Genomic DNA, 22,102 nt, shown 5'->3' with positions numbered 1-22,102 from the left:
CTGTGGTGCTGCTGCTCAGTGCGAACTGGCCACCGTGTCGGGTTGCCAGCCGCCACCGAGTGCCTTGTAGATCGAAACGATCCCTCGATAGAGGTCGACCTCGCCAAGCGCCTGCGCATCTTCCGCACTCAGGCGCTCGCGCTCGGCATCGAGCAGCACCAGATAATCGACTGACCCCTCGCGGTAGCGGATCGACGCCAGGTCGGCCGCCTTGCGGCTGGCTTCGCTCTGACGCATCAGCGACAGCAGGCGCTGCTGGATCTTGTCGTAGTCGCTGAACGCGTTGGCCGACTCTTCCAGCGCCAACAGTACCTGCTGCTCATAATTGGCCAGCGCGCCTTGCGCGTCGGCCTTGGCGCCGCGCAGCCGTGCCCTCACGCTACCCAGGTCAAACGCCGCCCAGGTAATGCTGGGGCCCAACCCCCAGGCGCCCGCTGCCGAGGAGCCGAGCTGAGAGCCGCGCGCTGCGGTGAAGCCCAGGAAACCGCTCAGGCTCACCCGGGGAAACAGATCTGCCGTCGCCACCCCGACGTTGGCGGTGGCTGCGGCAAGCTGGCGCTCGGCGCTGCGGATGTCCGGACGGCGGCGAAGCAGTTCACCCGGATCGCCTACAGGCAGGGATTTGGCAATGGCTGGCAGGGCCTTGGGCGAAAGGTCCACACCGATTGCGTCAGGCCGACGGCCCAGCAAGGTGGCGATGCGATGCCGCGATCTGGCCTGTTGAGCCTGCAACTGCGGCACACTGGCTTCAACCCCTGCCAGGCGCGCGTCGGCCCGCACCACGTCCAGTTCATTACCCACCCCGGCATCGCGCAACGTTTCAGTGATGGTACGTGACTGTTGCTGCGTCTTGAGGTTAGCCAAGGCAATGTGTTCACGCAGTTGCGCGCCGCGCAGCTGGCCATAAGCGTCGACCAGCTCGGCGATGAGACTGACCTGAAGTTGCTGAAGGTCGGCCGCCGCTGCTGCTTCCTGAGCCTGGCTGGCTTCGATCTGTCTGGAAATTCGCCCGAACAAGTCGACTTCCCACGCCATGTCCAGGCCCAGGTCATAGCGCTCGGCATTGACCCGGTGGTCGGTCTGGCCAGGCACCTGGCCTTTGCCCACTTCACTGCTGGCACGGCTTGTCACGACCGGGAACTGATCGTTTTCGGCATCGTCCCGAATTGCCCTAGCGGACTTAAGCCGTGCGAAAGCGACCTGTAGATCTCGGTTGCCCTCTAACGAGGCCTGCACCAGTTGGTTCAGGGTGGGGTCGTCGAACTGTTTCCACCACAGGCTCTCGAAACGGGTGCGGTCATAGGCCTTGGCTTGGGCGTCGACCTCCAGCTGGGCTGGAGCAGTGGCCGGAGCCTGGTAATCAGGTCCCACCGCGCAAGCCGCCAGGGCCAGGCTGAGCAGGCTCGGTGTCAGGTGTTTGAACAGATTCATGCAGGGTTCTCCAGCGGATGGACGCGCTCGGCCTTGCGGGCCTGACGTCGCTCGACAAAACGGCGGATCAGGAAGAAGAACACCGGCGTCAGGAACAGGCCGAACACCGTGACGCCGATCATCCCGGAGAACACCGCCACGCCCATGGCATGACGCATCTCCGAGCCCGCACCCGAGCTGAACACCAGCGGTACGACACCCATGATGAACGCGATGGACGTCATCAGGATCGGGCGCAAGCGCAGACGGCAGGCTTCGAGCACCGCAGCCAGGGGATCGAGGCCTTTGGCTTGCTCGTCCTTGGCGAACTCGACGATCAGGATGGCGTTCTTGCAGGCAAGCCCCACCAGGACGATGAGCCCGATCTGGGTGAATATGTTGTTGTCGCCTCCCGAGACAATGACCCCGGTGATGGCCGAGAGCAGCGTCATCGGCACGATCAGGATCACGGCCAAGGGCAGGCTCCAGCTCTCGTACTGGGCGGCCAGTACCAGGAACGCCAACAGCACGCACAACGGGAACACGAACAGCGCAGTGTTGCCCGAGAGGATCTGCTGGTAGGTCAGGTCCGTCCACTCGAAGGTCATGCCGTTGGGCAGTTCCTGCTTCAGAAGTTTCTCGATGGCTGCTTCGGCCTGGCCTGAACTGTATCCGGGCGCCGCTGCGCCATTGATTTCCGCGGTGATGAAGCCGTTATAGTGCATCACGCGGTCGGGCCCGGAGGTGTCGGTAACCTTGAGGAACGTGGCCAGTGGGATCATCTCGCCCCGGTTGTTGCGCACCTTCAGTTGGCCGATCTGCTCGGCGTCGAGTCGGAACTGCTGCTCGGCCTGCACGTTGACCTGGTAGGTACGTCCGAACCGGTTGAAGTCGTTGGTGTACAGCGACCCCAGGTACACCTGCAGGGTGTCGAAGATATCGTTGATGGCCACGCCGTGGGTCTTGGCTTTCTCGCGATCAATGGCCGCGTCGACCTGCGGCACATTGACCTGGTAGCTGGTGAACAGGCCCGCGAGCTCTGGCACCTCATGGCTCTTGGCAATGATGTTCTGGGTTTCCTTGTACAGCGCTTCGTAACCCAGGTTGCCACGGTCCTCAATCTGCAGGCGGAAGCCACCGATGGTACCCAGACCTTGCACGGGCGGCGGCGGGAAGATCGCGATGTAGGCGTCCTGAATGTCCGCGAACTGGGCGTTCAACGCCGCGGCGATGGCAGCTGCCGACTGGCTGGGGTCCTTGCGTTCGTCGAAGGGCTTGAGGGGAGTGAACACGATGCCGCTGTTGGGGCTGTTGGTGAAGCCGTTGATCGAAAGGCCCGGGAACGCGACAGAGTCCGCCACGCCCGGTTGCTTGAGGGCAATCTCGCTCATGCGCTTGATCACCGCTTCGGTGCGGTCAAGGCTGGCGGCATCTGGCAGTTGGGCGAAAGCCACCAGGTATTGCTTGTCCTGGGCAGGTACGAAACCCGTTGGCGTGGAGGAGAAACCCAGGTAGGTCAGGCCCATCAAACCGGCATAGACGAATAGCGCGATGCCACTGGAGCGAATCACTCGGCGAACACCGCCTACGTAGCGATGGCTGGCGCGGTCGAAGAAGCGATTGAACGGCGCAAAAAGCCAGCTGCCCAGCAACTTGTCCAGCAGCCGCGAGAAGGTGTCCCGGGGTGCATGATGGTCTTTGAGCAACACCGCCGCCAAGGCAGGGGACAGTGTCAGCGAGTTGAACGCCGAGATCACCGTAGAGATCGCAATGGTCAGGGCAAACTGCTTGTAGAACTGCCCGGTCAGCCCCGAGATGAACGCTGCAGGGACGAACACCGCGCACAACACCAAGGCGGTGGCGATGATCGGACCTGTCACCTCGCTCATGGCTTTTTGCGTGGCCTCGAGCGGTTTGAGGCCCAGCCCGATGTTGCGCTCGACGTTTTCCACCACCACGATGGCGTCATCGACCACGATGCCGATTGCCAACACTAATCCGAACAAGGAAAGGGCGTTGAGCGAGAAGCCGAACAGGTGCATCACGGCAAAGGTGCCGATCAGCGATACCGGCACGGCCAGCAACGGAATGATCGATGCGCGCCAGGTCTGCAGGAACAGGATGACCACCAGCACGACTAACACCAGTGCTTCGAACAGCGTGTGCACCACCGCCTCGATCGAGCCGCGCACGAACACGGTGGGGTCGTAGACGATGCTGTAGTCCATGCCTTCGGGGAAGTCTTTCTTCAATTCCGCCATCTTCGCGCGCACTTCATCGGAGATCTCGATGGCGTTCGAGCCTGGGCGCTGGAAGATCGGGATGGCCACGGCGGGCTGGTTGTTTAGCAGCGAGCGCAGGGCGTACTGGCTGGAGCCCAGTTCGACGCGAGCGATATCCTTCAGGCGCGTGATTTCACCGTCCGCGCCGGCCCGGATGATGATGTTCTCGAATTCTTCCTCATTGACCAGGCGACCCTGGGTGTTGATCGAGAGCTGGAAGCTGGTGGAGCCTGGTGCGGGCGGAGCGCCCAGCTGTCCCGCAGCCACCTGGCGGTTCTGCTCGCGAATCGCGGTAACCACATCGGTGGCCGTCAGGTTGCGCGAGGCGGTCTTGTTAGGGTCCAGCCACACGCGCAAGGAATAGTCGCCCATGCCAAACAGTTGCACATCACCCACACCGCCCAGCCGCGCCAGCTCGTCCTTGATGTTCAAGATGGCGTAGTTGGACAGGTAGAGCATGTCATAGCGGTTGTCCGGTGAGGTCAGGTGCACGACCATGGTCAGGTCGGGCGAGGCCTTGTCCACCGTGATACCGATACGGGTCACTTCCTCGGGCAGCTTGGGCTGCGTGCGGGTCACACGGTTCTGCACCTGTACCTGGGCATTGTCCAGATCGGTCCCCAGGGCGAAGGTGATGGTCAGGGTCAGCTTGCCATCGGCGGTGGACTGCGAAGACATGTAGAGCATGTTCTCGACCCCGGTGATGGCTTGCTCCAGGGGCGCGGCGACGGTTTCGCCGATGACCTTGGGGTTGGCACCCGGGAAGTTGGCGCGCACGACGACCGTGGGCGGTACGACTTCGGGGTATTCGCTAATGGGCAACTGGAACAGCGATATGGAGCCGGCGATCAGCAGCACCAGTGACAGCACCGCCGCGAAGATGGGCCGGGTGATGAAGAATTTGGAGAAGTTCATCGGTGGGGTTCCTCAACCGCGCGGCGCAGGGGCGCTGGCGCCCTGGTTGGTGGTGCCGGCCACTTTGGCCGTGCCGGTGCTCGCTTCCAGCGCCTGACGTTGCTGGGCGAGTGCGGCCAGTGTCTGCTCACTGGCCATGGGCGCTTCTTCAGGAGTGACCTGAGAGCCCGGGCGCACGCGCTGCAGGCCCCTGACGACGATGCGATCGTCCTTGGCTAGCCCGCTGCGCACGATGCGCAAGCCCTCGAGCTTTGGCCCCAGCTCGACAGCGCGGTAGGCCGCCTTGTTGTCCTTGTCCATGACCAGCACGAACTTCTTGCCCAGATCGGTGCCCACCGCTTCATCGTTGATCAGCACAGCATCGTACTGTGCGCTGCCGACCAGTTTCAGGCGTGCATACAGGCCAGGGGTGAATTCACCGCGCTTGTTGTCGAACACGGCCCGGCCACGAATGGTGCCGGTGCGTGGGTTGACCTGGTTGTCGACGAAGTTCATCTGCCCTAGATGCGGGTTGCCAGTCTCGTTGGTCAGGCCCAGGTAGACCGGTGTGCTTTGCCCGCGCTGGCCTTGGCGGGCCAGCTGCGTGTACTTGAGGTAAACGCGTTCGTCAGCATCGAAATAGGCGTACACCTTGTCGGTGGAGACCACGCTGGTCAGAGGCGTGACGTCGGCAGTGACGATGTTGCCGGCGGTGAACTGCGCGCGGCTCACGCGGCCGTTGATAGGGGAGGTGACCCGGGTGAAGCTCAGGTTCAGACGTGCCAGGTCAAGTTGCGCCTGGATGGCATCTACGCCGGCGCGTGCTTCGGCCGCAGCGCTGTTGCGTGATTCTGCCAGTTCGGCGGAGATGGCATTGCTGTCTCGTAGCCGCTCGCCCCGGCGGGCTTCGTTGGCGCTTCGGATGGCACTGGCCTTGGCTTGTTGCAGCTGGGCCTCAAGGCGGCGGACCTCGGCCTGGAACGGCCGTGGGTCGATCTGGAACAGCAGGTCACCTTTGCGCACCTGGGCGCCTTCGGTGAACGCCACCTGGTCGATCTGACCCGAGACACGGGGGCGCACCTCGACGGTTTCCGGCGCTTCCAGGCGCCCGGTGAACTCGTCCCATTCGTTGATCGGCTGCTCGATCACCTTGGCCACGGTGACCTTTGTAGCCGCCGGGGCCTGCGCGGCATCGGGGGTTTTGCTGCAAGCGCCGAGCGCTACCACTGCAAGGGCTGCAAGTGGGACGCCGAAAGGTTTGAGTGACTGCTCCATGGAGAACTCCGCCAATATATTAGGAATGGGCGGAGTGTGAGTGTGTTGCGCGCGGGGAACGAATCGAATGGGCTGAAGGTTAATATCATGGCGAATGATATGAACCCGTCGCTTATCGCCTTCTGGCGATACGGCAGCTGCATGGGGCGCTACAGGCGCCCCCAACAGCTCAGGGCTGGCTTGCACCCTTGCCGGTTGTGCCTTCCGAGCCAGTGCCGTCCATGCCTGGTAAATCCTGGTTGTCGTTCAGCTGGGCTGGCGGGCTGTCTGGATCGTTGCCCTGTAGCCTTGGATCCGTATCACGGGGCATAGGCTTTTCAATCGGGTTGAGCGTGCTGTCTGCGCCTGGCTTGGGTGCCTGGTTGTGTGGGTCATCCGGGTAAGTAGGCCCGGTTCCGGCAGCGAGGGCCAGGGGTGAGGCGAGCAGGGCAAGCAGCAGGATGCTGGGGCGATTCATGGCAATCTCCTTAGCGACGGGCAGGGCAGGTTCGTAACCTTATGGCCTTGCCCGGCAGTTCAAAGTGCCAGCACCCCGATCAACGGTCACACCACCAACGACAGCGCCATGATGAACACGATGCCGACCACTGACAGCAGGGTCTCCATCATGCTCCAGGTTTTGAAGGTCTCGGCCACGGTCATGTTGAAGTACTGCTTGACCAGCCAGAACCCGGCATCGTTGACATGGGACAGAATCAGCGACCCGGCACCGGTCGCCAGCACCAGCAGTTCACGGTTCACCCCAGGCACCAGGTCGATCACAGGTGCCACGATCCCTGCGCCGGTAATGGTCGCCACGGTGGCAGACCCCGTGGCGATTCGAATGACCGCAGCGACCAACCAGGCTAGCAGAATCGGCGAGATCTCGGCTTGCACAGCCATTTGCCCGATCACGTTGCCAACGCCAGTATCGACCAGCATTTGCTTGAAGCCGCCGCCGGCGCCAACAATCAGGACAATCGCAGCCGTGGGCGCGAGGCTGTGATCGAGCATCTTCATGATCTGTTGGCGATTGAAACCGCGCGCCGAGCCAAAGGTGTAGAACGCCAGCAGCAAGGCGGCGAGCAATGCAGTGATAGGGTGCCCGATCAGGTCCATCCATTGGCGCACGATGTGCTCGGCAGGCAGCACCACGTCGGCGAAGGTCTTGAGCAGCATCAGTACCACCGGCAGCAACACGGTAATCAAGGTGACGCTGAAGCTCGGCAGGTTGGCCTGGTCCGATTCCTTGGCGATCTGGTCCATCAGCTCCTGGGAAGGGTGCCCGGGGATATAGCGCGAGATGAAGTTGCCGAACAGGGGGCCGGCGATAATGGCTGTGGGCAGGGCCACGATCAGGCCATAGAAGATGGTCTTGCCGATGTCGGCGTGGAAAATGCCGATGGCCAGCAACGGCCCTGGGTGCGGCGGTACCAGGCCGTGCACGACCGACAGGCCTGCCAGCAAGGGGATACCGATCTTGATCAGCGAGACCCCGGAGCGCCGCGCGACGATGAAGACCAGGGGGATGAGCAGGACGAAACCGATCTCGAAGAACAGCGGAATGCCCACCAGAAAGGCAGCGAACATCATCGCCCAATGCACGTTCTTCTTGCCAAAGGCCCTGATCAGGGTTTGAGCGATCTGGTCAGCCCCGCCGGAATCGGCCATCAGCTTGCCCAGCATCGTCCCCAGTGCGAGCACGATGCCGACGAACCCCAGCACGCCTCCGAAGCCGTCCTGGAACGACTTCATGACCTTGGCTACCGGCATGCCAGAGGTCAGGCCAAGGAAACCGGCAGCCAGGGTGAGGGCGACGAAGGGGTGCACCTTGAAATGGGTGATAAGCAGAATCAGCCCGACGATGGTAACCAACGCGTCGAGGAGCAGGAAGGTATCAGTAGCCAGTCCGAACATGGTGTGTAGGCCTCGGTCTTATCGTTGTTTTTGGCGGAGCTTGGTGGGTAAGTCGTTGGTAAGACAGCGCTGTCTTGGCGATGCGAAGTGCGAGCAGGCTCAGGCAGTCTGCGCAACACTGTGCTCGGCGCAGCGCTTGAGCCAGCCGTCTACCGCCTCGGCGAGCGCAACGATCGGCTGGGTGGCATCCAGTGTCAGGGTAAGCGGTTCATCGTAGGGTGGCTCAAGGGCGGCGAACTGGCTCTGGATAAGGCTAGCCGGCATGAAATGCCCTGGTCGCGCCAGAACCCGTTGCTTAGCCTGGTCAGGGGTGAGCTCAAGAAAGACGAACATCAGCCCAGGCATCGCGCAACGCAGCGTGTCGCGGTAGCTGCGCTTGAGTGCGGAACAGGTGAGAATCGGTCGAGTGCCGGCCTGACTTATCGCTTGCATTTCCTCGCCCAGACGGACCAGCCAACCAGCACGGTCATTGTCATCCAGGGGGATACCGGCGCTCATCTTGTCGATATTGGCCTGCGGGTGAAAAGCGTCACCTTCGATCAGGTGCCCGCCGCTGTAAGCGGCGATGGCCGATGCGATGCAGCTCTTGCCGCAGCCGGCCACACCCATGACCACGATGGCGGGCAGTGGAGAATTCATCTGTACCTCCTGCAGGGTGGGACAGCGCTGTCTTAAGCTCGGGCAGCGCGATCTCCCTAATGTTATTGATCTTGTGCTTACGCAGTGTGGACGCCGTGCGGCAATCACCTGAGGGCAACGTGCAAACAGCCGTTGCCTACGTCCTGAGACAGCGCTACCTTAGAGGCCGTTCCCAGTCCTTGCAAGTAGTAAAATTACAACATTATGGCCCGCATTGGTTCGCGCACTACTGGTCGTCCCACCCTGGCTGAAGTCGCCAGAATGTCCGGGGTTTCCCCCATAACTGCATCCCGGGCCTTGCGCGGCGTCACGACCGTGGCCCCGGAACTCGCTGCCAAGGTCATGGCTGCGGCCACGACCCTTGGCTACGTGGCCAATCCCGCCGCTCGGGCGTTGGCATCTGCCCGCAGCCACTCGGTCGTGGTGCTCATACCGTCACTGTCCAACCAGTTGTTCATCGACACCCTCGAAGCCATCCATGATGTGATGCGCCCACGAGGGCTGGAGGTGCTGATCGGCAACTACCATTACGATACCGCCGAGGAAGAAAACCTCATCCGCAACTATCTGGCCTATCAGCCCTGTGGGATGCTGCTGACGGGTTTCGATCGCACTGACGCTTCACGTCAGATGCTCGCGGCCAGTGGCGTCCCCTGCGTTCACATGATGGAACTGGATGGGGATGCCGACGCGTTGGCGGTAGGCTTTTCCCAGCACCAAGCGGGCCGGGCCGCGGCTCAACACCTGATCGAACGTGGTTGCACACGGCCTGGATTCATTGCGGCACAGCTCGATCCCCGGGTCATGCAGCGGGCCGAGGGCTTTCGTCAGGCGTTGGCCGAAGCTGGGTTGCACGCGGCCGAGCGAGAGGTCCTGACCCCAGCACCGTCGTCCATCGCACTCGGCGGTGAGCTGTTCAGCCGCCTGATCAGGCAGGCGCCGGCAGTGGACGGTATCTTCTTTTGCAACGATGACCTCGCCCAGGGCGCTGTGCTTCAAGCGCTGCGCCAGGGCATCAATGTCCCGCAGCAGGTTGCCATGGTTGGCTTCAACGATCTGCCGGCTTCGGCGCACATGGTGCCCAGGCTTACTTCCATTCGCACGCCAAGGGCTGCGGTGGGGCGGGTCGCCGCCCAGGCATTGTTGACGCTGCTCGATGGCAAAGCCGTCACGCCAGCCCGGCAGGACCTGGGGTTTGAGTTGATGGTGCGAGAAAGCTCCTGAGATTCAACACCCAAGTGATGCGACCGCTTCAGTTCCGCTCTGGTGGTTTGGGCATCGTCTCCAAAGTGGCAATCAGGTCTTGCAGCAGCACTTGCAGGGTGTCCTGGAGTACGCGACGCAAGTCGTCTACAGGACCACCCGCTGCAAGCGCCTGCTCGAGCGCTTCGCAGTCGGCAACCAGGTGACGTACCTTGAGCATTTTGGCCCCACCCTTGATACGGTGAGCCAACGCCTTGAGTGCGCCATCCGAGGCTCGCCCGTCAAGCGTACGCAGCGTTGCAAGGTCTTCGGCCACGCTTTGCGACAACTGCTCGATCAGATGCCGGATCAAATCGTCGTCGTCGCGGGTCAAGTGACGTAATTCGGCCAGGTTCAAGCCAACGGGCCGGGCAGGTGCAGGGGCTGCTTGCGGCTTGCCAGCCAACTGGGGCAGGTGTGCTTTGAGGCCGTGCAGGCCGATAGGCTTGAACAGGCAGTCATTCATTCCGCTGGCCAGGCATCGCTCCCGCTCCTCGGCCTGGGCATTGGCGGTCACCCCCAGAATCGTTACGGGCGACAATCCTTGCCGGCGTTCTTGAGCACGGATACGGCGAGCCAGTTCGTGACCGTCCATCACAGGCATGCTGCAGTCGGTGATCACCACGTCAAAGTGCGCTTCACGCCACAGTTGCAGCGCGATTTCGCCGTTCTGCGCCTGGGTTACCTGATGCCCCAGTGCGCGCAACTGGCGGTCAAGCAACAGCAGGTTAGCCGGATAGTCGTCCACGACCAGAACGTTCATCGTGCAAACGTCAAGGTCCGTGGCTGAGTCCTGCTTGTCGGCACTGAGCTCAGGGGCGCACTGGGGCAGGGCCATCACGATCTGTACCTTGGTGCCCACGCCTTCGACACTTTGCAGCGTCAGCGTACCGCCCATGAGCTCGGCAAGAGCCCGGCTAATGACAAGACCCAGCCCGGTGCCCTGGCGCGCACGGGGCCCGTCGACCTGAACGAATGCATTGAACAGACGCGCCTGGTCCGCAGGACTTATGCCAATACCCGAGTCGCGGACACAAAGCTCGACGCACTGGCGTTCTCCTTGCAACGACGTGTGCATCGAGGTGTGGACTTCACCACGGTCGGTGAACTTGATCGCATTGCTGATCAGGTTCGACAGCACCTGCTTCAGGCGCGCAGCATCTACCTGAACCCACACAGGTTCAATGGGTAGGTCACAGGCAAGCTCAAGGCCCTTGGCCCTCGCATTGCCCTCGAAGACGCGAACGGTAGCGCGCACCAGGTCCACCAGGTCGGTGGGGGTCGGCTGCAAACTGATGTGGCCTGATTCGATCCTGGAAATATCAAGAATATCGCCTATCAGCGCTAGCAGACCCAGTGCTGACTCATGCGCGGTCTCGAGCATGTGGGTATCGCATCGACCGTCGCGACTGTCCTCGAGCGCCAATTCCAACAAGCCGATCACGGCATTCATGGGGGTGCGTATCTCGTGGCTCATGGTGGTCAGGAACGTACTCTTCATGAGGCTGGCCTGCTCGGCTTCATCCTTGGCATGGCGAAGCTGCTCCAGCAAGCCACGACTCAGCGCCAGTTGTGTCTGCAGGGCGCGCTCGGCTTCGACTCGCTTCTGGATCAGTTTGCGCAGGTAGCTGTTCCAGAAGACGACACCTGCGATCAGCAACGCCGCAAGGACCAACACCTGTAGTGCCAGTTCTCGGTAGTTGCGCCATGGGCTGTCGCTGACCACGGTGCTGGTCCTCCAGCGATTGATCAACTGCTCGAGTTCTTCGGGCGCTATGCTCAGTAAGGCTTTGTCCAGGATCGATTGCAATTGTGGCTGATCGGCCGCGACGGCAAACGCCGCAACGGCCGGATCTTCGTCAAGGATGCTTGCGATCTGGAGTCGGTTCTTGAAGACGTGACTGATGTAGTACGCTGCATTGATATGGCTGCTCAAAGCGGCATCGACACTGCGATTGACCACAGCCTCCATCAGGTCCAGGGGGTTGTCGACTTCGACAAGCCGGGCCTGGGGGTAGCGATGTTGCAGCATGGCGCGCTGCGGAGAGCTGCGAATCAACGCGATTCGTTGCGGTTCCAAGCGCTGGATACCGGCCTGCGACGGGTAATCGGCGCGGGTAACGAGCACACGCGGGCTGATCAGGTAGGGCCGTGTAAAGCGCACGTGCTTGGACCGTTCGGCGCCGTAACCCAACGCGCCGATCATCATTGCGTCGCCTTGGCCCAGGCGGTCGATCATGGACTGGGCGGACTCGGCTTGCCTGATATGAAATTGCAGTCCGGTCCTCAGGGTAATTTGTTTGAGCAGGTCCAGGGTTATGCCACTGGGCCGCTGCTGGTCATCGTAGAACGTCAAGGGCGCCAAGGCCGGATTGATCAACACGTCTACGACCGGGTGAGCCGTGATCCAGGCTTGCTCCTCGTCGGTCAGTACACTCAGGTGGCGCTGTAACAAAAGACTGGTGTTGCTGTTGCTCCAGCGCTTGAGAATGGCCAGGCGCTCGCTTTCGCCAATCCGGCGCAGTGCTTTGTCGAGCAGTTGACGCAGTGCATCGTTATCGCGTGCCACTGCAAAGGCAAACGCCTCAGGAACAATCGGTGAGAAGTGATCGATCCGCAGTGCGCCTTTGAATGTCTTGCCAATCAGATAGTCCGTGCTGATAGCATCGCCCAGGTAGGCGTCGGCTTCGCCCATTGCCACGGCGGCCAGACCCGCCTGGGTAGAGCGATATAAAATCAGTTGCGCTGCCGGATAAAGGGCGCGGGCACGATTGGCCGGCAGATAATGGTCAACCATGGCCAGACGCAGCCCTGCAAGGTCGTGGGCAGGTGCAAGGCGCTGGCCTTCCCGGGTCACGATCACCGGCAGGTCATCGGCATACGCTGTAGTCAAGCTCAACCCGGCGTCTGCAGCCTCAAAGCTGTTGGAGCTGCCCAGCACGTCCACACGTCCTTCATGCAGCGCCTCTATGGCCTGATAGCGGCTATCGAAACGTTTGACTTCAACGGCTATACCCAACAAATCTGCAATGATGCCGACGTAATCTGCCGTCAGGCCTTCGTAGTCATTGGGACTGACATTGATATCGAATGGCGGATAGTCGGGCCGGGAAGTGCCCAACACCAAGCGCTTGCGGGCGTCCAGCCACTGGCGCTCGGCCGTTTGCAGCTTCAAAGGCTGCGTGGCACTTACTGAACGGGCCAGCAAACTGCGCATCTCGCTGGCCAGCGACTGCGCGACGGCGCACGCCAGCACCATCAGCAGGACGGTGCTCGCCAGCACGCGTTTGATCGTCATGCGCCGCTCAGTAGACGTGGTTACGCTTGGCGAGATCGACCATCTCAACCAGTGACTCGGTCTTGAGTTTTTCCATGATCCGGCCGCGGTAGGTGCTGATGGTTTTGGCGCTGAGGTTCATGCAGCTGCCGATGTTCTTGTTGCTTTCTCCACGTGCCAGGCGCCTGAGGACTTCCATTTCGCGGTTGGAAAGGCTCGCCAAGCGCACCGGCTCGCTTTCCAGCGAATTGCTGTTGACCGACATCTGCGGGAACGTCGAATAGCCTTTTACCAGGGCCTTGAGCGCGAACAGCAAGGCTTCGTGATCTTCCTCCTTGGTCACGAATGCGCCGATGCCTGCGCCCAGACAGCGGCGTACATACAAGTCAGTTGCCTGGCCGGTGAGGACCATGATTTTGGGCACCTGATCGAGCGATTGCAGGCGCTTGATGACTTCCATGCCGTCCAGCCCAGGCAAACCGATGTCCAGAATCACCACGTCCGGTTTCAGCTCGCGTGCCACTTGCGCGACTTCACTGCCATTGCCCACTTCTGCGATCACATTGAAACGTTCATGTTCGAGCAGCATGCGCAAAGATAAGCGGACGATGGGGTGGTCCTCCACGATCAGCACGTTGGTCATTAGGAAAACTCCTGTTCAGATGTGGTCCAGCTCCTGAGGTACTCAGGAATACTTCTGTAAGCGGGTTGTCAGAAGCGCAGCACGATACGACCATTACCGAACTTTAGTAATGCCGAGTATATGAGGTGTTGAATTACCCTCAAGGGGCTGTTGAAAATTCCTACAAAAAGGAGGCCGATTCAGCGGCGTTTGGCCTATTGTTGGCCGCCAAACCGTAAGATCAGCTACACGCTGTGTGTACTTTACTTACGCGTGCTGACGATGCAGGGTGCTCTATCAACGATTTGCCAACCCGTGCGGGTCGAGCTGCTAGCATCCCCTGGCAGTTGGGGCATCGACCTTGCAAACGTTCCTGCGCACAGCCTCGGCAAAAGGTGCACTCGAATGAGCAGATGAAGGCATCGAGGCTGTCACCGGGCAGAGCGGCATCACAACACTCGCAGTTGGGGCGCAATTCCAGCATAAGCGTGATTCCTGTCGGGACTGTCTGCACGCAGTGTGTTCCGGACCGGAACTGGCTGGCAAGCTAGACGCGGTAAAGGTGCGCATGCCCCGCACGGTAAAGGGCCGATTCGGCGAATGGCGTGTCGCCCAGTACTCGGCCCACCAGAATCAACGCGGTGCGGCGATAACCTTTGACAGTGGCGCGCTCGACGATGTCGTCCAGTGTGCCTCGCACCCAATTCTGGTCCGGCCAAGTGGCGCGGTAGACCACGGCAACGGGGCAGTCGCCACCGTAGTGAGGCAGTAGCTGTTCGACGATGCGTGCCAGGTGCTTCACCCCCAGGTGAATGGCTAGCGTCGTGCCATGGCGCGCAAGCGCCTCCAGCTGCTCGCCGGCTGGCATGGGCGAGCTGTCTGCGAAGCGGGTCAGGATCACGCTCTGGGCGACGTCGGGCAAGGTCAGTTCGCATCCCAGTAACGCGGCGCTGGCAGCCACGGCGGTGACGCCTGGCACAATCTGATAGTCGATGCCAAGACGCTGCAGATGGCGGATCTGTTCACCGATGGCGCCATAAAGGCTCGGATCACCGCTGTGCACACGCGCGACATCCTTGCCCTGCGCATGGGCGCACTCGATGGCATCGATGATCTGCTCGAGGTGCAGCTCTGCGCTGTTGATCAGGGTATCGGCGCAGTGGCCTTCCAGAACGGCAAGGGGGACCAGAGAGCCGGCATAGATGATGACAGGGCAGGTGCGAATCAGGCGCTGCCCCTTGACCGTGATCAGCTCGGGGTCGCCGGGGCCGGCGCCGATGAAGTAAACCGTCATGGTATTCCTGAATGATTGACAAGGGTGAGCGGGATCAGTGAGCGATGGCCAGGGTCGCAGGGCCCAGCGTTCGACGCGTGACCAGCAGTTGCGGGTCGCCATTGTACTGGTCAGCCATGGCCAGCGCTGCACTCTCTGCCACGCCCCAGCACCCGCTGTGCGCATAGGCGACGGCTGAGCGATGGCTCAGATGCGTTTCGAAGCGATTCAAGTGCGGTGCAGGGTAGAACACCAAGGGCAGCGCCAGGTGGTTGGCCAGTGCATGCAGCCCTGGCTCGTGCGCCTTGAGATCGATGCTGGCGATACCGTGAAGGTGCGTAGGGTCCAGGCCTCGCTGGGCGAGGCCTTGTTCGAGCAAGGTCAACAAGCTGTCCATCGGGCAACCCCTGCGGCAGCCAAACCCTACGTAGAACGGCTTCACTCTGGTCGGCTGAAGCGGCGATACAGCGCTGCGCTGATCAGGCCAAGGGCAAGCCAGAATGCTGCATTGGTGAGCCAGGACGCCAGCTGGAACTGAGTCTCCAGCGCCGCTGGAGCCAAACTCTGGTGCACTTCAGGCTGAGGAGCACCCATCACGTGCGGCAGCAGCAGGACAATGACGCCCACCCCCTTCAAGGCCCAGTGGCGGGCAAATACCAGCAGTGCCAGGCCCACGGCCGTGGCACCCGCGGCGCCAGCCCACCAGACCTGGCGTTGCGCCAAGTCCGCCGCAGCGGTGCCCGGCAGCTCCGGCGGCAGCCCGAGCGTGGGCGCCAGGCAGAACACGGCGAAACCGGCCAGGCCCCAGGCAGCACCACTGGCCATGGTGCGCGGTTGGCGCAGGCTGTACAAGCCAGCCAGTATCAAAGCGAACCCCACCGCCACGACCAGGTTGCCGCCGGTGGTCGAGAGCGTGCGCTGCCAACCCTCTTCGGGTGACCAGGCCTCGTCACTGTGCTCATGGGCAGCCTCGGTATCTTGGGCATGGGCATGGGCATGTGCCGGGGCCGATGCCTCGTATGTCTCCGCTTCCAGGATCAGCGGGCTGACCCACAAACTTTGCAGCACGGTCAGCAGCAGTGCCGCCAGCAGTCCGCTGAAGCCCGCCGTACGGGCAATGTGCGTGATCATGGGTGGCACTCAGTGGCAGGGGAAGGCGGCGCTGTGCCGGGTGTCATGCGCAGCGTTGTGAACGGCTTCGATGTGCGAGAAACCGGCAAAGTAGACTAGGCACAAGCCCAGCAGGCTGGCGCTTACAGCGACGACAATGCGTTGGCTGAGGGATACGGGGGCAACGATGCTGGTAACGTGCGGGCGGGTTGTGATGGGCATTGGCGCCTTCCTCTGCGTGTTGGGGACGGGCAGGCGCGGCAGCTGCAGGCGATACCCGCAGGAATGCGACAGCGCCCGCCCACCGCGGGGTGTTGATGGACGCCAGGCCGGTCTCCGGGCTTGCGAGGAGGAGTGTATCTCCTGGGCAGCGTCACCTTCCCATGCCGAATTTCCTGGCACAGTGGTAAAGACGCCTCACTCGCTTACCGTTGCGGGGGCAGCACCGGAATAGTCAAAGCCTGCCTGACAGGCCTGTGACGCACCGATTTCCCGTTTCACCCTCTTGGGGCACCTGACGCAATGCGATAGAAAAGCACGAGCGCTGCGCTGCGTCAAATGCACAGGCGAGGCGGGCAAGCGCTCGATCATTGCTGAGCGAAGGCGATTAGCCGCTCACCATCGAGCCGATACCGCAGCCACTCGTTCTGCGGTTGCGCCCCCAGTGCGTCATAAAACCCAATGGCCGGCTCGTTCCAATCCAGCACACTCCATTCCAGACGGCCGCAGCCTTGGGCAACCGCCTGCTTGGCAATGTGCCGGAGCAACTGACGTCCGGCGCCATCGCCACGGTCGTTTGGGGTGATGTAGAGGTCTTCCAGGTAGATGCCATTGCGCCCAAGCCAGGTCGAGTAACTGTAGAAGTAAATGGCAAAACCAATCGCACGGCCCTCACGTTCGGCCATCAGGCAATGAACGGTGCTGCCTGCGTCGAACAGGCTGCGCTCGATGTCCTGGGGAGTGGCCAGCACTTCGTCGCGGGCGCGCTCGTACTCGGCCAATTCGGTAATGAAATCCAGAATCTGTTGGGCGTCAGTGCGTAGGGCAGGGCGAATTACAAGACTCACCGAGCGCTTATCCTTTATCGGCTGCGAGTGGTACAGCTATGTGTATCTACAAAATTCTCTGCATCTGTACTGCAAGGGTGAAGCGTGCACTGGGCTAGTGTGAACCCTTTCCTGAACCCAGTGGAATACCCGTCATGCTCGCCTCGCTCGACCTGCTGATCGCCTTCGTCCTGTTCGCATTCGTTTCTTCCATCACTCCTGGGCCCAACAACACCATGCTATTGGCTTCGGGCGTGAATTTCGGTGTGCGCCGCTCGGTGCCACATGCGCTGGGCGTCAGCGTAGGGTTCATGGTCATGGTGCTTGCCGTCGGCCTGGGCCTGGGAGAGGTGTTCAAGGCCTGGCCTGCGCTCTACACCGTACTGCGCTATGCCGGAGCGGGCTATCTGCTTTACCTGGCTTGGAAAATCGCCACCTCAGGGCCGGTTGGCACCGCTTCTGCGGCAGAGCCCAAGCCTATTGGCTTCTGGGCTGCGGCTGCTTTCCAATGGGTCAACCCGAAGGCCTGGGTCATGGCCATCGGCGCAATAACCACCTATACCCCGGCGCAAGGCTACGTCGCTAACGTGGTGGTCATCTCCGCCTTGTTCGCTTTGGTGAACCTACCCAGCGTGGGGGTATGGGTCATGTTCGGCAGTGCGCTGCGCGGTCTGCTGCAGAACCCGCGCTGGCTGATGCTGTTCAATGTCCTGATGGCTGCACTGCTGGTCATTTCTCTCTACCCGCTGCTGTTTGTAGAATCGGCGTTTCACCCTTGATGCAGAAGGCAGCGCCCATCATGCAACTGACACCGTGGTCCCACGACTGTAGCGAAAGGTTCACCCTGCGCGGCTGGCGCAGCGAGCCTGCAGGGCGACCCCTGCTGCACGTTCTGCACGGCAACGGGTTCTGCTCGCTGGCCTATCAACCGTTGCTGATGCACCTGGGCCAGCACTTCGATCTTTGGCTCAGCGACGTCCAGGGGCACGGGGACAGTGACCACGGCGGCCCATTCCGTGGCTGGAACCGCACGGCAGCGCTGGCCGCCGAAGCCTTCAGCGCACACGTGGCTGAGTATGGCAACGTACCCCGGCTTGCCATCGGTCATAGCTTCGGTGGCGTGCTCACCGGGTTGCTGCTGGCCAATGAGCCGCAGCTGTTCGAGCGCGCGGTGCTACTCGACCCGGTGATCTTCAGCCGGCGCATGCTGTTTTCGATGAAGCTGGCCGCCTGCTTCGGGTTGAATCGGCACCATGCGCTGGCGCGCAAAACGGCCGGCAGGCGCAGCACCTGGCCGGACCGCCCCTCAGCCATGACTTCCCTGCAAGGGCGGGGCATTTTCAAAGGCTGGACCGACGCGGCATTGCAGGCCTACGTGGCGCACGCGATCGCCGAAGGCGAAGGGGGTGTAATGCTCAAGTGCCGTCCAAGCCGCGAAGTGGACATTTTCAGTACCTATCCGTCCCACCTGTGGTCGAGCCTGGCGCGTATCAGCGTGCCGACGCGTGTGGTGTACGGCAGCCAGACCTACTCGTATGTACAGGCCTCGGCGATACGGCTGGCAGCGCTCAACCCTCATGTCAGTGCGCAGCAGGTCGCTGGCGGACACTGTTTCATGCAGGAAAATCCTGAGGCTGCGGCGCAGGAGGTGCTGGCTTTCCTCCGATCCAGCGTCCTACCCATAGAACACGCTGGGCCGTTCCAGGTAGCTAGCCCGTGAGTCGATGCAACGTTATCGTGGCACCCGCACGTTGAGGAGCGCACGATGAAGACGATTTTGAATACCCGTTCCAACCCTGCCGGGCACTGGGTCGGCGATGGCTTTCCGGTCCGCAGCCTGTTCACCTATGACGACGACGTCAGTCGCACCAGCCCGTTTCTGCTTCTCGATTACGCCGGCCCCCACACCTTTGCCTCCACCTCGGCGCGCCGCGGGGTCGGATCTCACCCACACCGGGGTTTCGAGACGGTCACGATCGTGTACCAGGGCGAACTCGAGCACCGCGACTCCACTGGCGCTGGCGGGGTCATAGGACCGGGTGACGTTCAGTGGATGACCGCTGCAGACGGCATCGTTCATGAAGAGTTTCATTCACGTGGGTTCGCCCGCAGCGGCGGCGTGCTGGAGTCGGTGCAACTATGGGTGAACCTTCCGGCCCGGTTCAAGCGCGCGCCGGCCGGCTATCAGACTCTGGCCAGCGCCGATATCCCCACGGTGGACTTGGGTGCGGGCGTGGGCAGCCTGCGTGTGATCGCAGGAGAGTATCAAGGCGCGAGCGGCCCGGCTCGCACTTTCACGCCAATGGACGTGTGGGACCTGAACCTTGAGGCCGGCGCCAAACTGGTGCTGCCCGTCCCGGCAGGCCGCACGGCTGCAGTGGTGAGCCTCCAAGGCGGTGTGCGGCTGAACCAGGTCTGTGAGGCTGGCCCGTGCTCGGTGACGATATTGGCCCGTGACGGCGCCGACGTGCTGCTTGAAGCCCCGCAGGACGCTCGTGTGCTGGTGCTGAGCGGCGAGCCTATCGACGAGCCGGTGGTGGCATACGGCCCCTTCGTGATGAACACGCGGGATGAAATCATCGAGTCCATCGAAGCGTTCAAGTCAGGCAAGTTTGGCCGGATGCCCTGAACGCGCACCGTCCCAGGGCGCTGACCACCACCCGTCGCACCGATTCGATACGGCTCGAACTACCCAGCACTCGGCGTGTTCTTCAACTAAGGTGCAGATGGAACCCAGCACTTCGATACCGCATCGTTGCATGCGCCCCGACAGGTTCCTCTTCCTGTGATCCTGTGCCTCACACCCAGGCCTATTCACCCACAGCTAATCCAAAGAGGGCTCTGCCATGTCTCTGATAGGCGTATCGACACTGGAACTGCGACAGATGATCGAGCAGGCCTGCTTGCCAGATCGGTGTGAAATCAGCTGCGCCGACGGCGCACACCTGACCATCCGCCTTGGAAATGGTCAGGATCTGACACAAGCCGTCACGCTTTGTGATGTCCCGCTCAGCAGCCTCAACAGCAGCAGGGACCTGGTCAATCTGGTCGGCCAATTACACGCAATGCGCGACGGCGCTCCCGTGTACTCGAAGAAGTTGGCCTGACAGCGCGGCGCAACCGACGCTTCTAACCGGCCGTCACTGCAGTTCGAGCAGAAGGTTGAGCCCACCGTCGCCGCACTTACCCTGGTCTCTGACAACGCCATGGTAACTGTGTCCGTCCCAGATGAATGCGACACTGTGCGCTCGGTGCACCTTGTTAGGCAGGGGCGGGCAGATGTGCAGGCGCAGTGCAGGCCGCCCTTGAAGGTTGAGCGGTGCGAGCTGGCACTGGCACTCGACACTTTGCGCCACGGGTCCGAACAGGGTATCGCGGACGTAGTCAAGTTGTACCGATGCATTAGGAGCGCGGCCTGGCATTCTCATGGACGCTGCTCTCTGACCGTGGTACGTGCTGGGGCATGTCGATGTGTCATGACGATCTCCTTTAGGGAAGAAACGTGAGGAGGCTGCAGGCTGCATGGGAGTTCAATCCTGCTTCATGCGTTCAATTCGATTGCGTTGGCGTTCAGGCGCCTGCCTTGCGAAACGTCAGGTTGATGCGGCGCGGGCCCATGCGCGGATGCACGCCAGGCTTGATGGGCAGTACACCATGAAAGCGTAGACGGTCTTCACCCCCCCACACCAGCACATCGCCATGATTCAAGGCAATACGCTGGGTTCTGTCTGAACGTTGCAATCCACCCATCAGGAATACGGCAGGCAAACCCAACGAGAGGGACACGATGGGTTGGCTGAAATCCTTTTCGTCGCGGTCCTGATGCAGGCTCAGGCGGATACCTGGCTGGTAATGATTGATCAGGCACGCATCCGGTACGAAGCCCTCGAACCCTGCACGCGCAGCGCACTGCGTGGCCAAGGTCAGCAGTACAGGCGGCAGCGCCGGCCAGGGTCTACCCGACAGCGGGTCCACGGGGCTGTATCGGTAACCGCGTTCGTCACTGATCCAACCCAGTGCGCCGCAGTTGGTCAGGCCCACGGCCATGTTCAAACCGCCAGGGGTACGCATGTGCCGCCAGGGCGCGCAACGCAGTATCGGGCGAAGCGCATCCAGCACGTGCTCGACATCTTCCAGCGCGACGCCTGGCAACAGTACTGTGCAGGGTGCCAGGTGCTGCGGTTGGGCCCCGAACAGGTCCAGATCGGATTGGATCATCAGTCTGAGTATTCCAGTTGGCCTGTTACCCAGCAGAGGAAAGCTGGAGTTCATGGGTGTTCACTATCGGTGAGCCACCAATTAATTCAAAACGTTTCTGAACGCCATCCGTCTGTTAATGGTCTTCATCGTGCCGTGGCCGCGGTAGCCGATTGATGATGAGGATTACACATGTCTGAGCACGTACCGGACAACCCCCGCAGGGACTTCCTGCGCAAGACCCTGACCTTGATACCAGTGGTAACGGTGGCCAGTACCGGCATTGGCCTGGGCAGTGCCACCGCACTGGCCGAGCCGGTACGCCAGCCCGACCAGCCCGAATCCAAGCCCGCTGCCACTGCCTACCATCCTGCGTTCTTCACCCCAGAGGAGTTCGCTTTTGTCCAAGCAGCGGTCAGCCGTCTCATTCCAGCCGACGAGCTAGGGCCTGGGGCCCTCGAGGCCGGCGCTGCGCAGTATATCGACCGCCAGATGGGCACTGCTTACGCCAGTGGCGGGCTGTGGTACATGCAAGGTCCGTTCAAGGCCGATGCGGCGCCAGAGCTTGGCTATCAATTGCAACTGACCCCGCAACAAATTTACCGCCTAGGTATCGCGGGTGTTCACCAATGGTGCCTGGCCAACGGTAACAAAGCCTTCCACGCGCGCAGCCCCGAGCAGCAGGACAAGGTGCTGGCGCAGCTGGAATCTGGCGAGCTGACTTTGCAGGACGTGCCGGCCAAGGCATTTTTCAGCCTGCTGCTGCAAAACACGCGCGAAGGCTTTTTCTGCGATCCGGTGCATGGCGGCAACCAGGGCATGGTCGGCTGGAAGCTCATCGGCTTTCCCGGAGCGCGGGCCGACTTCATGGATTGGGCCGAGCGCAACGAGCGCTACCCGTTCCCCCCCGTATCCATTCGCGGCGAGAGGGCCTGAGCC

General features: G+C 61.7%; 22 protein-coding genes and 1 riboswitch. Of the genes, 6 read left to right on the top strand and 16 right to left on the bottom strand.

The annotated features are described in order from the left end of the window. Nucleotides 1–15 precede the first annotated feature (15 nt). From ACF8E5_RS11170 to ACF8E5_RS11145, 6 genes are all read right to left on the bottom strand, one after another. Complete coding sequence (locus tag ACF8E5_RS11170) at nucleotides 16–1,431, bottom strand: efflux transporter outer membrane subunit (protein ID WP_392475278.1); 1,416 nt, start codon at nucleotides 1,429–1,431, stop codon at nucleotides 16–18. After that, nucleotides 1,428–4,607, bottom strand: coding sequence for an efflux RND transporter permease subunit (locus ACF8E5_RS11165; protein WP_392475277.1), 3,180 nt, complete (start codon nucleotides 4,605–4,607; stop codon nucleotides 1,428–1,430). Before ACF8E5_RS11165 ends, ACF8E5_RS11170 begins: the two co-directional genes overlap by 4 nt. Nucleotides 4,608–4,619: 12 nt before the next feature. Beyond that, on the bottom strand, nucleotides 4,620–5,861 hold the full coding sequence (gene mexE, locus ACF8E5_RS11160) for a multidrug efflux RND transporter periplasmic adaptor subunit MexE (RefSeq protein WP_392475276.1): 1,242 nt from the start codon (nucleotides 5,859–5,861) through the stop codon (nucleotides 4,620–4,622). 169 nt (nucleotides 5,862–6,030) lie between these two features. Next, a complete protein-coding gene (locus ACF8E5_RS11155) occupies nucleotides 6,031–6,318 on the bottom strand; it encodes a hypothetical protein (protein ID WP_196126075.1) in 288 nt (95 codons plus the stop codon). A gap of 86 nt (nucleotides 6,319–6,404) precedes the next feature. Further along, nucleotides 6,405–7,757: a GntP family permease gene (locus ACF8E5_RS11150; RefSeq protein WP_027914937.1), complete on the bottom strand. Its 1,353-nt coding sequence runs from the start codon at nucleotides 7,755–7,757 to the stop codon at nucleotides 6,405–6,407. Between the two features lie 99 nt (nucleotides 7,758–7,856). Beyond that, the gene (locus ACF8E5_RS11145; protein ID WP_058637754.1) at nucleotides 7,857–8,396 is read right to left on the bottom strand and encodes a gluconokinase; all 540 of its coding nucleotides are present in this window, start codon (nucleotides 8,394–8,396) and stop codon (nucleotides 7,857–7,859) included. 204 nt (nucleotides 8,397–8,600) lie between these two features. On the opposite strand from ACF8E5_RS11145, the gene ACF8E5_RS11140 reads away from it, so the two are divergent. Next, nucleotides 8,601–9,620, top strand: coding sequence for a LacI family DNA-binding transcriptional regulator (locus tag ACF8E5_RS11140; RefSeq protein ID WP_392475275.1), 1,020 nt, complete (start codon nucleotides 8,601–8,603; stop codon nucleotides 9,618–9,620). Between the two features lie 28 nt (nucleotides 9,621–9,648). On the opposite strand, the gene ACF8E5_RS11135 is transcribed toward ACF8E5_RS11140, so the two are convergent. The 8 genes from ACF8E5_RS11135 to ACF8E5_RS11100 all read right to left on the bottom strand — a co-directional run bounded on the left by ACF8E5_RS11135 (nucleotide 9,649) and on the right by ACF8E5_RS11100 (nucleotide 16,987). Beyond that, a complete protein-coding gene (locus tag ACF8E5_RS11135; RefSeq protein WP_392475283.1) occupies nucleotides 9,649–12,930 on the bottom strand; it encodes a transporter substrate-binding domain-containing protein in 3,282 nt (1,093 codons plus the stop codon). Between the two features lie 13 nt (nucleotides 12,931–12,943). Continuing rightward, nucleotides 12,944–13,558, bottom strand: coding sequence for a response regulator (locus tag ACF8E5_RS11130; RefSeq protein ID WP_392475274.1), 615 nt, complete (start codon nucleotides 13,556–13,558; stop codon nucleotides 12,944–12,946). Between the two features lie 220 nt (nucleotides 13,559–13,778). Next, nucleotides 13,779–14,021 carry a DUF1272 domain-containing protein gene (locus ACF8E5_RS11125; RefSeq protein WP_197844624.1) on the bottom strand — a complete coding sequence of 81 codons (243 nt, stop codon included), beginning with the start codon at nucleotides 14,019–14,021 and terminating at the stop codon, nucleotides 13,779–13,781. A gap of 63 nt (nucleotides 14,022–14,084) precedes the next feature. Beyond that, the gene (cobM, locus tag ACF8E5_RS11120) at nucleotides 14,085–14,831 is read right to left on the bottom strand and encodes a precorrin-4 C(11)-methyltransferase (protein WP_058637751.1); all 747 of its coding nucleotides are present in this window, start codon (nucleotides 14,829–14,831) and stop codon (nucleotides 14,085–14,087) included. Nucleotides 14,832–14,865: 34 nt separating this feature from the next. After that, a complete protein-coding gene (locus tag ACF8E5_RS11115; protein WP_392475273.1) occupies nucleotides 14,866–15,252 on the bottom strand; it encodes a cobalamin biosynthesis protein in 387 nt (128 codons plus the stop codon). Beyond that, the gene (locus tag ACF8E5_RS11110) at nucleotides 15,249–15,941 is read right to left on the bottom strand and encodes a CbtA family protein (protein ID WP_392475272.1); all 693 of its coding nucleotides are present in this window, start codon (nucleotides 15,939–15,941) and stop codon (nucleotides 15,249–15,251) included. The genes ACF8E5_RS11115 and ACF8E5_RS11110 overlap by 4 nt, the downstream gene beginning before the upstream one ends. 9 nt (nucleotides 15,942–15,950) lie before the next feature. After that, entirely contained in the window at nucleotides 15,951–16,142 is a 192-nt protein-coding gene (locus ACF8E5_RS11105; RefSeq protein ID WP_058637748.1) for a CbtB-domain containing protein, read from the bottom strand. Nucleotides 16,143–16,229: 87 nt separating this feature from the next. Further along, a riboswitch (cobalamin riboswitch) is annotated at nucleotides 16,230–16,453 on the bottom strand. Nucleotides 16,454–16,507: 54 nt separating this feature from the next. Then, on the bottom strand, nucleotides 16,508–16,987 hold the full coding sequence (locus tag ACF8E5_RS11100; protein ID WP_058605007.1) for a GNAT family N-acetyltransferase: 480 nt from the start codon (nucleotides 16,985–16,987) through the stop codon (nucleotides 16,508–16,510). Nucleotides 16,988–17,121: 134 nt separating this feature from the next. Between ACF8E5_RS11100 and ACF8E5_RS11095 the strand changes: the two genes are divergently transcribed. The 4 genes from ACF8E5_RS11095 (at nucleotide 17,122) to ACF8E5_RS11080 (ending at nucleotide 20,073) form a co-directional block, all read left to right on the top strand. Then, nucleotides 17,122–17,745: a LysE family translocator gene (locus ACF8E5_RS11095; protein WP_058637746.1), complete on the top strand. Its 624-nt coding sequence runs from the start codon at nucleotides 17,122–17,124 to the stop codon at nucleotides 17,743–17,745. A gap of 20 nt (nucleotides 17,746–17,765) precedes the next feature. Beyond that, nucleotides 17,766–18,686 (top strand): alpha/beta fold hydrolase, encoded by a 921-nt coding sequence (locus ACF8E5_RS11090; RefSeq protein ID WP_392475271.1) that lies wholly within the window; start codon nucleotides 17,766–17,768, stop codon nucleotides 18,684–18,686. A gap of 45 nt (nucleotides 18,687–18,731) precedes the next feature. Next, a complete protein-coding gene (locus tag ACF8E5_RS11085; protein WP_392475270.1) occupies nucleotides 18,732–19,595 on the top strand; it encodes a pirin family protein in 864 nt (287 codons plus the stop codon). 217 nt (nucleotides 19,596–19,812) lie between these two features. Beyond that, nucleotides 19,813–20,073: a DUF1652 domain-containing protein gene (locus ACF8E5_RS11080; RefSeq protein WP_058605004.1), complete on the top strand. Its 261-nt coding sequence runs from the start codon at nucleotides 19,813–19,815 to the stop codon at nucleotides 20,071–20,073. A gap of 33 nt (nucleotides 20,074–20,106) precedes the next feature. Here the strand turns inward: ACF8E5_RS11080 and ACF8E5_RS11075 are convergent, their stop codons facing one another. Together ACF8E5_RS11075 and alkB are read right to left on the bottom strand one after the other, a co-directional pair. Further along, a complete protein-coding gene (locus ACF8E5_RS11075) occupies nucleotides 20,107–20,394 on the bottom strand; it encodes a hypothetical protein (RefSeq protein ID WP_145257383.1) in 288 nt (95 codons plus the stop codon). Between the two features lie 142 nt (nucleotides 20,395–20,536). Next, complete coding sequence (gene alkB, locus ACF8E5_RS11070) at nucleotides 20,537–21,184, bottom strand: DNA oxidative demethylase AlkB (protein ID WP_196126073.1); 648 nt, start codon at nucleotides 21,182–21,184, stop codon at nucleotides 20,537–20,539. 171 nt (nucleotides 21,185–21,355) lie between these two features. Here alkB and ACF8E5_RS11065 point away from each other — a divergent pair, with 171 nt between their 5' ends. Beyond that, a complete protein-coding gene (locus ACF8E5_RS11065) occupies nucleotides 21,356–22,099 on the top strand; it encodes a gluconate 2-dehydrogenase subunit 3 family protein (RefSeq protein ID WP_078478601.1) in 744 nt (247 codons plus the stop codon). The last annotated feature ends 3 nt before the right edge of the window (nucleotides 22,100–22,102 follow it).

Origin of the sequence: Pseudomonas sp. WSY_20 (genome assembly GCF_043104335.1) — a bacterium.
In the GTDB taxonomy this organism is placed as follows: Bacteria; Pseudomonadota; Gammaproteobacteria; order Pseudomonadales; family Pseudomonadaceae; genus Aquipseudomonas; species Aquipseudomonas parafulva_B.
This window is presented reverse-complemented; position numbering and strand designations above follow the sequence as displayed.

Coding starts and splice junctions, on each gene's coding strand:
- ACF8E5_RS11155 (WP_196126075.1), bottom strand. CDS start 6,318: ATGAATCGCCCCAGCATCCTGCTGCTTGCCCTGCTCGCCTCACCCCTG.
- ACF8E5_RS11170 (WP_392475278.1), bottom strand. CDS start 1,431: ATGAATCTGTTCAAACACCTGACACCGAGCCTGCTCAGCCTGGCCCTG.
- ACF8E5_RS11165 (WP_392475277.1), bottom strand. CDS start 4,607: ATGAACTTCTCCAAATTCTTCATCACCCGGCCCATCTTCGCGGCGGTG.
- ACF8E5_RS11150 (WP_027914937.1), bottom strand. CDS start 7,757: ATGTTCGGACTGGCTACTGATACCTTCCTGCTCCTCGACGCGTTGGTT.
- ACF8E5_RS11065 (WP_078478601.1), top strand. CDS start 21,356: ATGTCTGAGCACGTACCGGACAACCCCCGCAGGGACTTCCTGCGCAAG.
- ACF8E5_RS11075 (WP_145257383.1), bottom strand. CDS start 20,394: ATGAGAATGCCAGGCCGCGCTCCTAATGCATCGGTACAACTTGACTAC.
- ACF8E5_RS11090 (WP_392475271.1), top strand. CDS start 17,766: ATGCAACTGACACCGTGGTCCCACGACTGTAGCGAAAGGTTCACCCTG.
- ACF8E5_RS11125 (WP_197844624.1), bottom strand. CDS start 14,021: ATGCTGGAATTGCGCCCCAACTGCGAGTGTTGTGATGCCGCTCTGCCC.
- cobM (WP_058637751.1), bottom strand. CDS start 14,831: ATGACGGTTTACTTCATCGGCGCCGGCCCCGGCGACCCCGAGCTGATC.
- ACF8E5_RS11105 (WP_058637748.1), bottom strand. CDS start 16,142: ATGCCCATCACAACCCGCCCGCACGTTACCAGCATCGTTGCCCCCGTA.
- ACF8E5_RS11140 (WP_392475275.1), top strand. CDS start 8,601: ATGGCCCGCATTGGTTCGCGCACTACTGGTCGTCCCACCCTGGCTGAA.
- ACF8E5_RS11095 (WP_058637746.1), top strand. CDS start 17,122: ATGCTCGCCTCGCTCGACCTGCTGATCGCCTTCGTCCTGTTCGCATTC.
- ACF8E5_RS11130 (WP_392475274.1), bottom strand. CDS start 13,558: ATGACCAACGTGCTGATCGTGGAGGACCACCCCATCGTCCGCTTATCT.
- ACF8E5_RS11110 (WP_392475272.1), bottom strand. CDS start 15,941: ATGATCACGCACATTGCCCGTACGGCGGGCTTCAGCGGACTGCTGGCG.
- mexE (WP_392475276.1), bottom strand. CDS start 5,861: ATGGAGCAGTCACTCAAACCTTTCGGCGTCCCACTTGCAGCCCTTGCA.
- ACF8E5_RS11085 (WP_392475270.1), top strand. CDS start 18,732: ATGAAGACGATTTTGAATACCCGTTCCAACCCTGCCGGGCACTGGGTC.
- ACF8E5_RS11145 (WP_058637754.1), bottom strand. CDS start 8,396: ATGAATTCTCCACTGCCCGCCATCGTGGTCATGGGTGTGGCCGGCTGC.
- ACF8E5_RS11080 (WP_058605004.1), top strand. CDS start 19,813: ATGTCTCTGATAGGCGTATCGACACTGGAACTGCGACAGATGATCGAG.
- alkB (WP_196126073.1), bottom strand. CDS start 21,184: ATGATCCAATCCGATCTGGACCTGTTCGGGGCCCAACCGCAGCACCTG.